Annotated in this window: 14 protein-coding genes and 1 pseudogene; 7 read left to right on the top strand and 8 right to left on the bottom strand. The window is 67.2% G+C overall.

Going from position 1 to position 11,264, the window contains the following annotated elements:
* Positions 1 to 135: 135 nt before the first annotated feature.
* The 4 genes from GEV28_RS22945 to GEV28_RS22930 form a co-directional block, all read right to left on the bottom strand.
* Positions 136 to 636 (bottom strand): carboxymuconolactone decarboxylase family protein, encoded by a 501-nt coding sequence (locus GEV28_RS22945; protein ID WP_291414181.1) that lies wholly within the window; start codon positions 634 to 636, stop codon positions 136 to 138.
* A gap of 408 nt (positions 637 to 1,044) precedes the next feature.
* Positions 1,045 to 2,454, bottom strand: coding sequence for an ABC transporter substrate-binding protein (locus GEV28_RS22940; RefSeq protein ID WP_291414180.1), 1,410 nt, complete (start codon positions 2,452 to 2,454; stop codon positions 1,045 to 1,047).
* 58 nt (positions 2,455 to 2,512) lie between these two features.
* Positions 2,513 to 3,427: a carbohydrate ABC transporter permease gene (locus tag GEV28_RS22935; RefSeq protein WP_291414179.1), complete on the bottom strand. Its 915-nt coding sequence runs from the start codon at positions 3,425 to 3,427 to the stop codon at positions 2,513 to 2,515.
* Entirely contained in the window at positions 3,424 to 4,326 is a 903-nt protein-coding gene (locus GEV28_RS22930) for a carbohydrate ABC transporter permease (RefSeq protein WP_291414178.1), read from the bottom strand. The genes GEV28_RS22935 and GEV28_RS22930 overlap by 4 nt, the downstream gene beginning before the upstream one ends.
* A 272-nt stretch (positions 4,327 to 4,598) precedes the next feature.
* Between GEV28_RS22930 and GEV28_RS22925 the strand changes: the two genes are divergently transcribed.
* From GEV28_RS22925 to GEV28_RS22910, 4 genes are all read left to right on the top strand, one after another.
* Positions 4,599 to 4,808: an FAD-dependent oxidoreductase gene (locus GEV28_RS22925; protein ID WP_291414177.1), complete on the top strand. Its 210-nt coding sequence runs from the start codon at positions 4,599 to 4,601 to the stop codon at positions 4,806 to 4,808.
* A 19-nt stretch (positions 4,809 to 4,827) separates the two neighbouring features.
* Positions 4,828 to 5,172, top strand: a complete 345-nt coding sequence (locus GEV28_RS22920; protein ID WP_367115163.1) for an FAD-dependent oxidoreductase — start codon at positions 4,828 to 4,830, stop codon at positions 5,170 to 5,172.
* 124 nt (positions 5,173 to 5,296) lie between these two features.
* Complete coding sequence (locus tag GEV28_RS22915) at positions 5,297 to 5,905, top strand: PadR family transcriptional regulator (RefSeq protein WP_291414176.1); 609 nt, start codon at positions 5,297 to 5,299, stop codon at positions 5,903 to 5,905.
* Positions 5,889 to 7,514 carry a DHA2 family efflux MFS transporter permease subunit gene (locus tag GEV28_RS22910; RefSeq protein ID WP_291414175.1) on the top strand — a complete coding sequence of 542 codons (1,626 nt, stop codon included), beginning with the start codon at positions 5,889 to 5,891 and terminating at the stop codon, positions 7,512 to 7,514. The genes GEV28_RS22915 and GEV28_RS22910 overlap by 17 nt, the downstream gene beginning before the upstream one ends.
* Positions 7,515 to 7,606: 92 nt before the next feature.
* Here the strand turns inward: GEV28_RS22910 and GEV28_RS22905 are convergent.
* Positions 7,607 to 8,005 (bottom strand): annotated as a pseudogene (locus GEV28_RS22905) (alpha/beta fold hydrolase); the annotation flags it as partial.
* A gap of 103 nt (positions 8,006 to 8,108) precedes the next feature.
* On the opposite strand from GEV28_RS22905, the gene GEV28_RS22900 reads away from it, so the two are divergent.
* Both GEV28_RS22900 and GEV28_RS22895 read left to right on the top strand, forming a co-directional pair.
* On the top strand, positions 8,109 to 8,636 hold the full coding sequence (locus tag GEV28_RS22900; protein WP_291414174.1) for a hypothetical protein: 528 nt from the start codon (positions 8,109 to 8,111) through the stop codon (positions 8,634 to 8,636).
* Between the two features lie 14 nt (positions 8,637 to 8,650).
* Positions 8,651 to 9,289 (top strand): hypothetical protein, encoded by a 639-nt coding sequence (locus GEV28_RS22895; protein ID WP_291414173.1) that lies wholly within the window; start codon positions 8,651 to 8,653, stop codon positions 9,287 to 9,289.
* A gap of 192 nt (positions 9,290 to 9,481) precedes the next feature.
* Here GEV28_RS22895 and GEV28_RS22890 read toward each other — a convergent pair whose 3' ends face one another.
* From GEV28_RS22890 to GEV28_RS22880, 3 genes are all read right to left on the bottom strand, one after another.
* Positions 9,482 to 9,601, bottom strand: coding sequence for a helix-turn-helix domain-containing protein (locus GEV28_RS22890; protein ID WP_291414182.1), 120 nt, complete (start codon positions 9,599 to 9,601; stop codon positions 9,482 to 9,484).
* Between the two features lie 61 nt (positions 9,602 to 9,662).
* Positions 9,663 to 9,785, bottom strand: a complete 123-nt coding sequence (locus tag GEV28_RS22885) for a hypothetical protein (protein ID WP_291414172.1) — start codon at positions 9,783 to 9,785, stop codon at positions 9,663 to 9,665.
* Between the two features lie 25 nt (positions 9,786 to 9,810).
* Positions 9,811 to 10,671 carry an SGNH/GDSL hydrolase family protein gene (locus GEV28_RS22880; protein WP_291414171.1) on the bottom strand — a complete coding sequence of 287 codons (861 nt, stop codon included), beginning with the start codon at positions 10,669 to 10,671 and terminating at the stop codon, positions 9,811 to 9,813.
* A gap of 145 nt (positions 10,672 to 10,816) precedes the next feature.
* Between GEV28_RS22880 and GEV28_RS22875 the strand changes: the two genes are divergently transcribed.
* The gene (locus GEV28_RS22875) at positions 10,817 to 11,221 is read left to right on the top strand and encodes a hypothetical protein (protein ID WP_291414170.1); all 405 of its coding nucleotides are present in this window, start codon (positions 10,817 to 10,819) and stop codon (positions 11,219 to 11,221) included.
* The last annotated feature ends 43 nt before the right edge of the window (positions 11,222 to 11,264 follow it).

Genomic DNA, 11,264 nt, shown 5'->3' with positions numbered 1-11,264 from the left:
TGCCGCTCATCCAAGTGCGGCAGGATCGTCCCGAACTTCGCCGCCAGGACCTGCTCATCGATCTCCACGACCATGGCCATACCAGAACCATGACAGAACAATCACGACATGTACAAGTTAATTTGAGACAATTCCTTAGTCCCTCCACTGCTCCTGGGGCGACATGCCGGGGAGCGGCTTGCCGATGAGGGCGAGGGGGATGAAGAAGCCGACCTGGCCGATCGCCACGATGAGCGTGGCGAGCGCCTTGTCGTCGTACTGCCCGGTCGCCTGTGCGTAGAGCTCGTCGGAGACGCGCTCGCCGTGCGGGTTGGGCGTGGGCACCGCCTCCACCAGCGCCAGCGCGACCCGCTCTGCAGGCGTGAAGCAGGCCGCGTCCTGCCAGGACGCCACGGCGGTGATCCGGGTCTCCGCCTCCCCGGCCTTGCGGAGGTTGCCGGTGTGCAGAACGGTCAGGTAGGTGTTGCCGACGATCTGCCCGGCGCGCAACTGGACCAGGCTGATGGTGGCCTGCGGGATCGAGCCGTTCCCCGTGGCCTTGAACAGAACCCCGGCGATCTCCTCAGCCTCGGGGACGAGCTTGCGAGGGTTGGGCAGCCGCGACTGGAGGGTGGCCTGCTCGGAAGTCGTGGTCATGGGGGTCCTTTCTGGGCCTCGGCGTTGTGCTAGCGCTATGACGCTTCGCCCGTGACAGATGTGACCGCCGATCGCGCCCGGTCTCCGGGCGGTGCGGTGACGGCACTTCCCAGAGATCGTCGGCGGCGTGGCTGCCCAACCTCGTCGCGGGACGATCAGGTGAGTCGGTCCCGCACCTGCGCCAGTTGGCCACCGCCGGGTTCCTCCGGCGAGTCAACGATGAGCCCGGCCCGACCGGCCGGCGTCACCCACCGCAAACCATCACCGGTCGTAGGGGACACGACCTCGGCGAGGAAGCCTTGGCGCCCGGGCTTGGCCCTGCTCGGCGGCGGCTGAGACACCGGGCCCGGCGATCGGCTGGGCCGCCCTCGTCGTACCGGGGGCGGCCCAGCCGGGTGCTCGCGGCGGTCAGCCGCCGAGCTTCTCGTTGTAGTCGGCGACCTGCTTGTTCGCCGCGTTCTGCGCGTCGGTCAGCGCCTTCTCGGCCTCGACGCCCTGCAGGACGGCCGCCTGAAGTGCGTTCTCGACGTTCTTGCGGACCTCGGGCATCTCACCGATCGAGCAGCCCTGCGTCGCGTGGGTCAGCTTCGTGCCCTGCAACTGCTCGATGGCCGTGGCGAACTGGGGCTTCTGGCTGACCCACTGCTTGTCCGCCGGGTCGTCCAGCGCCGCCTTGCTGATCGGGAAGTACCCGGTCTTCGTGTGCCACGCGACCTGGGACTCCTTGCTGGCGAGGAACGTCACCAGCTCCCAGGTGGCCCGCTTCTTGGCCGGGTCGTCCTTGTTCACGATCCACAGCGAAGCGCCGCCGATGATCGGGCCGCCGTCGTCGTCCGCGCTGACCTTCGGGAAGAAGCCGGTGCCGACCGTGAACGGGTTCTTCGACGCCGCGGCGCCCGCGGTGAAGCTGCCGAGCGAGCCGGTGGACTCGAGGCTCATCGCGACGGTCCCGGAGCTGAACGCGTTGTCACCGTTGTCGGTGTTGCTGTCCAGCTTCATCGCGAGGCCCTCGTCGACCATCTGCTGCCACCACCGCACGAGCTCGAGGTTCGTGTCGTTGACGATGGTGACCTTGCCGGACCGCCCGGTCCTGCCGTTGTCCGCGTCGCACAGCGTCTGGTCGGCGACCGCGTTCCACTGCTCGACGAACCAGCCGTAGAGGGAGGCGCCGAAGCCGTACTGCACCGTCTCTCCCGCTGTCGCCTTGATCTTCCTGGCGGCGGCCATGATCTCGTCGAGGGTGGCGGGCGGCTTCTCCGGGTCGAGACCGGCCTTCTGGAACGCCTCCCGGTTGATGTACATCAACGGCATCGAGGTGTTGAACGGCATCGAGTACAGCTTGTCGTCGACGGTGTAGTACCCGGCGATGTTCGGCTGGAGGTCGGACACGTCGTAGTGGTCGACGTCGATGAACGACTGCATCGGCAGGATCGTCTTCGAGTCAATCATGTAGCGGGTGCCGATGTCGTACATCTGCAGCATATCGGGCCGCTGCTGGTTCGAGGCGTTCTTGTACGAGGCGAGCACGCTGTCGTACTGCCCCTTGTAGTTCAGCGTGGCCTTGATCTTGCCCTGGTGCTGGGAGTTGAACTGGTCGATCAGCGCCTGCAGCGTCTCGCCGTTGGTGCCGCTCATCCCGTGCCAGAACGTGATGCCGACCTCGCCCTTGCCCTCGAGCGCGTCCTTGCCCGGCGCGGCGGCGTCATCGCCGCCGGTGGAGCCTCCCGAGTTCGCCGCCGACGTGCACGCCGAGGCGGTGACGGCCATCGCGAGGGCGGCAGCCAGCGCGCCGATCCGGCGACGCAGAGTTATCTGCACAGTTCTTCCTTCCTGTCACAGCGAACCCACGATGTCGACACACTGGTCAACAGTGGGGTCATTTCACGGCCCCGGCCATGAAGCCGCGGACGAGCCAGCGCTGACCGAAGATGACCAGCAGCAGCGTCGGCACGAGCGTGATCGTCACGCCGGCCAGCAGCAGCGCCTGTTGGGTGCCGTTCCCGTTGGCCTTCAACGCGAACACGGCGGTCTGCAGGGTGTTCATCGAGTTGTTCGACGAGGAGATGATCAGCGGCCAGAAGTACATGTTCCAGCCCTGCAGAAAGGACCACACCGCGAGCGCGGTCATCGACGGTCGCACCGCGGGCAGCACGATCGTGAACAGGAAGCGCAGGTGCCCGGCGCCGTCGATGAGCGCGGCCTGCCGCAGCTCGTCGGGGAACTGGCGGAACGCCTGGCGCATCAGGAACACCCCGAACCCGTTGGCCAGGAAGGGGAGCACCAGGCTCCACTGGCTGTTCTCGATGCCCATGCTGCGGATGAACAGCGCGTTGGGCACCACGATCGCCTCGTACGGCACCATGATCGTGGCCATGAACAGCCAGAAGACCGGCTTGCGCAGCGGCATCCGGACGAACACGAGCGCGTAGGCGGCGAGGCACGACGTGACCAGGTGGCCCAGCATGATCAGCACGCCGACGAACAACGAGTTGGTGAACGCGGGCAGCAACGGCACCACCGTCTGCTGCCAGGCGGCCACGTAGTTGTCGAACGAGTACGTGCCACTGGCCAACCCGGGCGGCTGGCGCACCAGCTGCCCCTCCGGCAGGAAACCGCCCACCACGGTCAGCAGCACCGGGAACAGCAGCACGATCGCCGCCAGCCCGAGCCACACGTAGGTGAGAACGCCGAGCGCGGCCCGCGGCCGCTCCGGGGAGCGAACCTTGCGCCGTGCCTGCCCCGTACCGGCCCGGCCCGGTACGGGCGCGACAGCGGTGGTCGTCTGAGTCACCGGTAGTGCACCCGCCTCTCGATCACACCGAACTGGATCGCGGCGAGCACGATCCCGATGATCAGCAGCACCAGGCCCTGCGCGCTGGCCAGTCCGTAGTCGTTGTTCCCGTACTCGAAGGCGTTGTGGTAGATGGCGAACACCAGCGTCGTCGTGCTGCCGTTGGGCCCGCCGTCGGTCATCACCTGCACCTGCCCGAGTGCCTGCAGCGCGGTGAGCGTCGTGGTCACCACGACGAAGAACACGCTCGGGGAGATCATCGGCAGGACGACGCTGAAGAAGCTGCGGAACCCGGTCGCCCCGTCGATCCGCGCGGCTTCGAGGACCTCCTGGTCGACGCCGGCGAGTCCGGCGCTGAGCACCAGCAGGTTGAAGCCGGCCACCACCCACACCGTCGCCCACGCCACGGTGACCAGCGGCCACGGCGACTCGGTGGTCCAGCCGGGCGCGGCCACCCCGAACAGCCGCAGCGCCCAGTTGACCGGGGACATCGACGGGTCGAGCATCAGCAGCCAGACCACACTCGCCGCGGATGCCGAGTAGGCGAACGGCAATGTGAACAGCGAGCGGAACACGCGCATGCCGGGCAGCCGCTGGGACAGCGGCACGGCCAGCGCGAGCGGCAGCACCAGCCCGACCACCACGACGAACACCGTGAACAGCAGCGTCTGCAGCAGGATCGTGCCGAACTCGGGGGTGAGCAGCGCGGCGAAGTTCTCCGCACCGACCGAACGGGACGGGTTGCCGTTGATGTCCGTGCCCCGCGTCGACAGGAAGACCGCCTGGAACAGCGGGAAGATCACGAACGCGCCCAGCCCGGCGAGCGCGGGCACGCAGAACAGCACACCCAGCGTGACCTCGCGGGCCGACAGCCGCTGCCGACGGTGCCGCCGGTCCACAGAAGCCGTGGTCGCGCCCATTGCGGGCGATTTGCGAACATTATCGGTCCCGACCATGGCGGCATCTTGCCACCAGTCGGGCGTTCGGTAACAGATCTTCACGTCCGGCACGCGACAACACAGGCCGCGAACCAGCGCGCACACTGCCGCCCACCCGTCCGTATTGGACCGTATGCCGGCGATACCCACCCGGTGTCCGGCGCTGGTGGACGCCGGGACTGGTGCTCAACCCCAACCGCTGCGCACGCGCCGAACGGGCTGGAGGTTCTGGGGTGAGGCGTGTCCTGATCGTCGGTGGTGGTATCGCCGGTAGTGCGGCGGCGCTGGCCATGGACAAGGCTGGTTTCGAGGTCGCGGTGTACGAGGCACATCCGGACAGCGGTGCCGACATAGGCGCGTTCCTGACGCTGGCCAGCAACGGGATGTTCGCCCCGGCGCAGTTGGCGGTTGCCCGGACTGTTGCCGACATCTCCTTCCCCTGACGAATCCCGATCCACCACGATGATGGTGACCAACGCCAACGACCTGCCCGATGTCTCTCGATGGCACACCGACCGCGTCCTGATCATCGGGGACGCCGCGCACGCGGCCTCGCCGGCTACCGGACAGGGCGCCTCGATGGCGCTGGAAGACACGGTCGTGCTGGCCAAGGCGTTCCGGGACACCGGCGCCGTGGCCGAGGCCCTGGCGGCCTACGAACGGCTCCGCCGTCCCCGGGTGGAAGCCAACATCGCCACCAGCGCACGGCTGACGACCGGACACAGCCGGCCCGGTCCCAGCCGTCGCCCACCGACGACGAGGAACTGCGCCGGCAACTGGACTGGGACACCCCGCTCAGCTGGGTAGGCGGGATGGCTGCTCGACGTCGGAGAGCCCACGCCGTATAGTCCGCGTGGAATAAACGGTATGGAGTCGTCGGGAAGGAATAGTCGGCGTGGGTAGGTCGATGGCGCCGCTGACACCGCTGGCAATGGCTGTGCTGGAGCTGCTCCACGAGCGGAACATGCACCCGTACGAGATGACCCAGATCATGCGTGAACGACGGGTCGACTACCGGGTCAAGCTGCGGCCCGGCTCGCTCTACCACACTGTGGAACGGCTCGAGGCGCAGGGAATCATCGAGATCGTCGACACCCAGCGCCAGGGCCGCAGGCCGGAACGCACGGTCTACGGGTTGACCGAGCCGGGCCGGGACATGTTCGTCGAGCAGGTGCGCGCGATGCTCGGCACCCCAGGCCAGGAATACCCTCAGTTCCCCGTGGCGCTGTCGGCGGCCAACGAGCTCGACCAGGCGGACGCGGTCGAGCAGCTCAAGATGCGCGTGCTCAGCCTGCGCGCGCAGATCGCCGCCGACCAGGTGGTCATCGACCACGTGCTGGTCACGCAACTGCCCGCGATGTACTGGATCGACTACGCCTACGTGCACCACCAGCGCCAGTCCGAACTGGACTGGACGGAGCGGCTGATCGAGGACCTGGAGTCCGGCCGGATCGCCTGGCCGGACAGCAAGCCGGACGCGGTGCCCAATTTGTCTGTTGTAGACAACAACGGCGGGAGAGACGGTGACAAGGCAAGTTAACCCGTGGGCGGCGCTCACCGCGCTGTGCATCGGGTTCTTCATGATCCTGCTGGACACGACGATCGTGACCATCGCGATCCCGACCATGGTGCGTGGCCTGCACACGGACCTGAACTCCGTGGTCTGGGTGATCAGCATCTACCTGCTGGTGTACGCGGTGCCGATGCTGTTCACCAGCCGGCTCGGCGACCGGTTCGGCCCAAAACGGGTCTTCCTGGCTGGCATGGTCGTGTTCACCGCGGCATCGCTGTGGTGCGGGTTGTCGGGCACGGCCGAGATGCTCATCGCCGCCCGCGCTGTCCAGGGCCTCGGCGCGGCACTGATGACACCGCAGACGCTGGCGTTCATCACCCACCTCTTCCCGCCCGCCAAACGCGGCCCGGCGATGGGCATGTGGGGTGGGGTCGCCGGCCTGGCGACGATCACCGGCCCGCTGCTCGGTGGCGTGCTGGTCGACAGCCTCGGCTGGGAGTGGATCTTCTTCGTCAACGTGCCGGTCGGGGTGGTCGGGATCGTGCTGACGGTGCTGCTGGTACCGGACTGGCAACCCAAGCGGCTGCACTCGTTCGACATCCTGGGCATCGTGTTGTCGGTCGCCGGTTTGTGCCTGCTGGTCTTCGGCATCCAGAACGGCCAGCAATACGGCTGGGGAGCCGTCTTCGGCGACATCAGCATCTTCGAGATCATCGCCGGTGGTGCGGTGCTGCTCACCGCCTTCGTCGTCTGGCAGCGGCACAACCGCAAGGAACCGCTCGTGCCCCTGCGGGTGTTCAACAACAGGAACTTCTCAACTGGCACGGTCACCGCGACCGCCATCGGCTTCGCCATGACCGGGATGTTCATCCCGCTCGTCGTGTACACGCAGAACGTGCTGGGCCTGAGCCCGACCGAGGCGGGCCTGCTCACCGCGCCGATGTCGCTGCTGTCCGGGATCATCGCCCCGTTCATCGGCCGCATGTCGGACCGGGTCAACGCCAAGTACCTGGTGATGATCGGCTTCCTGGCGCTCGCCGCGGGGCTCGGGATGATCGTCCTCGAGGCCGGGCCGGACACCGATCCATGGGCGTTGATCCCGGCCCTGCTGATGACCGGCATCGGCACCGGGTTCGTGTTCGCGCCGATGAGCAACATCGCGATGCGGTCCGTCGAGCCCGCGCTCGCCGGCACCGCCTCGGGCATCTTCAACACCTCCCGGCAGGTGGGCGGCGTGCTCGGCAGCGCGGCGATCGGCGTGCTGCTGCAGGCAAGGATCAGCGTCTCGATGGGCGCGGAGGCGGCCGACGCGGCGAAGACGCTGCCGCCCCAGTACCAGGCGGACTTCGTCGACAGCCTGTCGCACGCCGCGAACTCGGCCAACGAGCTCAGCGACCGGGTCGGTGCCGCCGTTCCGTCCAGCCTGCCGCCGTCCGTCGCCGACCAGATCCAACAGCTCGCCGGCCAGGTGGTCCACAACGGCCTCACCGATGCGGCCCGCGCGTCCATGCTCCTGCCCATCGCGGTCCTGCTCATCGGCGCGCTGGCCGCCACCCTGATGCGCCCCAACCCCGAACCATCCCACACCCCCGAGCCGACCCAGGACACCACATCACCACCGAGCGAACGGGTCTGAGCGCGGGAAAGCTGCGGCACACGGCGTTGTCGTGAGCGCTCGCGTCGATGTCCGTCATGATGACCAGCGGCTCAACGAACGGTCATGCCGAATCAGTGTGATGTGATGTCGAGGGCGAAGCCGCGTAAGAGTCCCGCGGTTGTGTCCGGATCATCGAGCATGGGCGTGTGGCCGACGCCGTTGAGGATCTCGATCCGTGCCCGTGGGACTCGGCGATAGTCCTCGAACGAGGATGGCTGCCAGCGCCGGTCTTGGGAGCCGAAGATCACCAGGACGGGTAGCCCGAGTTCAGCGAGCCGATCGGGCACGGGCCGTTCGCTCAGGAACGCCGCCACCTTGGTGACCAGGGCAAGTGCCTGTTCATCGGGCACACCCGAGGCGTCCCATTGGCATGCCGACGAGTCCACCGACGGCGGCTGGGAGGAGTTGCGACTGTTCCGCCCCAGCTGCACCGGACTCCTTCGTCTGCTTGCACTCCGTCGACGTATGCCGGCAGGCCATCCTGCAGGCGGGCGGCGATGTCGCGCAAGCGCCGAGTACCTGCGGAACCACGCAGTTCCGGAGAACTACGCGCCACTGGACGACGAGTACGGGTTGACGGTCAACCCAGGCGCCGGCGTGCCCTACTACTACGGATGGCGATTGTCGAGGAACCGCCTCTTCGGGCGTCGCTGCAACGTGAACGTGTGCGACTCGTCCGGCAACTGCACCTATCAGGGAGATGTGGGATACCAGGCGCAGTTCAGCATGAACGGTCGTCAGATCAGGTTGATCCGTGGTGCCGTGACAAGCGAGTTGAACACCACAGCCGAGATCGCGCAGGACGTGTTCTGCGGTGAGAAGCCGTCGACCTCGTGCGGCGAGCAGTTCACAGCTTTCGGCGCCCTTCCGGTGGGCGGCACCAACATCCACTACATCAGCAACTTCTACCCTTCTACCTTGCCGAAGACCACACCTACGACCTCGCGTTCGAATTCTGGATCAGGACGCCCGGTGCGACCGCGGCTCTGTCACCGCTGCACGGATCGCTCGACTTCCAGTGCGACCCCGCTGCACGACCCCGACCCCAATGGAATCGGCGAGTGCTACTATCCGCATTTCGCGGAAGGCGACTCAGCCTAATTCGTAGGAGAACGGTGCTCGTACTCGAATGCGCATGGCGTCGCGGCGATACCGACTTCGCCATGCTCGATGATACCGTCGGCGTGCGTGGGCGAGCCGCGCACGCCGACAGCCAGTATTACGGCGTGTGGCGGCGCGCAAAGAACACTCTCCTGGTGTGCGGGCGCGAATCGGAATGGGCGCCACAGGACGTGGAACTCATACCCCAGCACTGGGACGTAATCATCAACGGAGTCGTCTTCGGCATGTTCGTCGCGGAAGCGCTGGCCGGACGGCCCCACCTGACGAACCTGCAGTTCGCTGGCCACGATTTCCGCATCGTCGACGGAGATCCCGGGCTGGCCGCCCACATCGCACTCGCGCACGAGGCGGTGCAGACGCGGACTGCACGGCAGGTCTTCTCCACACCGCACGGGACCGCCCGACTGACCCCGGGTGATCTGCCGGACGCCTACGCCGCCCACATCGAATGGGGACCCCGCTCACGGCCGCTGGCTATCATCCCCGGCCCCGACACGGCTCCCTGGGACGACGCGATCCGCTGGGCCAAGCGATGGGCACACACTGCCCTGGTGCGCCACGCCGACCTGCCAGCAGAACGGCTCACCCTCCACCCATGCCCGAACACCGACGGGCCACCAGCAGCCACCTGACCCCGTCAACAGACTCTCAGCAGGTCCCACGAACCAATCGTGGAAGCCGACGCGACAGCGCGTGGTGAGCATCGGCATCCGGTCAATCCAATGGATGCGAGTCGCTCGCCGCCCGTGGTACCCCCTCATCGAGCTGGAGCGTGATTGCGCTTGGTGCGCCCACTACCTGCTGAAGGTTCTCAACGGATTCGTCTACCCGAGATCCTGGAGGAGGAGGTGGGGGGAGGCGTTCGGTGGGTTCGCGAAGGAGAGGCCGGAGACTTCGGTGGCGCGCCGGACGCGGTAGCGGACGGTGTTGGGGTGGATGTTCAGCTCGCGCGAGCCGTGGACATGGTGGTGTTGCAGCCAAGCCTGGTGTCGCGGTTCGACATGATCAGAGGTTGTCGCTCACCTCGTCCGGCCGGTCGCCCTCGTGGGTGCGGCCGACCAGGTCGGCCAGCAACCCCGGTTCGGCGACGATGTCGGTCGCGGCGGGCAGCAGCGACACGATGCGCACACCGCGACCCTACGCACGGCCGTCGCTACCAGCAGAGCCTGCGCTGGATGAGATCGGCCAGCGCGGTCTGGCCCGCCGTGTTCAGGTGCAGGACCGCCTCCGCGCCTTCCTGGCCCGGGGCAAGCGCGTCGAAGCCGCGATAGTGGGGCTCGGCCGACTGGCACAACGAACGGCCGGCGAAGGTGGGGTGGAGGTCGACCGAGTTTCTCAGGTACGGGCTGGCGTAGGTGGCATGAGCGCGCCGCGCGGTCTGGCGCAGGGTCGCGTCGATCCCGCTGGCTACCTGGTTGCCCTCGATGCGTTCCTGGCTGGAGAAGAACTCCGGCCCGCAGAGGGCGTCGAGCGGGACGCCCGGGGCGTTCTCGCCCGCGGTGAGCTGGCTGCCGTAGCCGGACATCACGATCTTCGCTCGTGGGCTGCGGGCCTTGATCTCACCGAGCAGCGCGGCCACGTTCTGACCCATGCCCTGCAGCTTGGCGAGCTGGTCCTGCGTGACCTGACCGCTGCAGTCGCCCGCGATGCACTGCAGCCCGTAGCCGGCGAAGTCGATGTCGCTGGTGCCGATGCTCAGGAACACCACGTTCGTGTTCCGGCTCAGTGCGTCCAGCTGTGGCGGCTCACCTTTGAACGACTGGCTCAGGGCGGCCGTCGACGCGCCACTGCAGGTGACGTTCGTGAACGTCACCTGTCTCCCGCGGTCCCGCAGCCGCGCGACGAGCGTTTCCGAATACGAGTTGCTACTGCGCCAACAGCCGTTCGCGACACCGGTGCCGTCAAGATAGTCGCCCGCGCCGGTGCCCGAACCGTAGGAGTCGCCAAGGGCGACGACGTTCAGCGGAGCCTTACCGGCCTGCGCCGGAGCGGCACCCAGGACAAGCCCGGACACCGCAAGTGCCGTGGCAACCAGTGACCCCGCGGCTTTCGCGAATGTGATTCGCATAAAAGAAATCCCCCAATCACATAGACAATGTGAAGTCGCCAAGCATGGCACAACTCGCCGGGCAACGAGGGAGGTTTCCGGGCGAGGATTGTTGACGGTGTTCGGGCGGCTTGAACCGAACACCGCGGGGGACGAGGTTGACGACGACCTGGTCGATGAGGCCGAGCCTCAGTGCCTGCCCACCGATCTGGCCACCGGCCACGTCGACGAGGGTGAACGGCGCTGTGCCAGCGTGCTCCCAGTTCTTCGGTGTTTCGTGGGTGACGACGAAGACGTGCTCACCGGCGGCCGGCCGGCCGTTCCAGCTGTTGGTGAGGTCGAAGAGACGCCGGCCGATGACGTTCGCGGCCACGCAGGCGTAGAGGGCGCGCATGAGTCGGCCGATGCCTGGGTGGATCGGGACTCGTCGGTGGTGCCATCGAAGGACCAGCTGACGTCCCCGTTGCCGTACCAGTCGAAGGGCGGCCCGACGCCGTCGTTGTCGTCGGCGATGTAGCCGTCCAGGGAGACCACCGCTCCCATGATCGTCTTTCCCACCT

Source organism: Actinophytocola sp. (assembly GCF_009379765.1).
Lineage (GTDB): Bacteria > Actinomycetota > Actinomycetes > Mycobacteriales > Pseudonocardiaceae > Actinophytocola.
This window is presented reverse-complemented; position numbering and strand designations above follow the sequence as displayed.

Coding starts and splice junctions, on each gene's coding strand:
- GEV28_RS22915 (WP_291414176.1), top strand. CDS start 5,297: ATGGCTGTGCTGGAGCTGCTCCACGAGCGGAACATGCACCCGTACGAG.
- GEV28_RS22945 (WP_291414181.1), bottom strand. CDS start 636: ATGACCACGACTTCCGAGCAGGCCACCCTCCAGTCGCGGCTGCCCAAC.
- GEV28_RS22920 (WP_367115163.1), top strand. CDS start 4,828: ATGATGGTGACCAACGCCAACGACCTGCCCGATGTCTCTCGATGGCAC.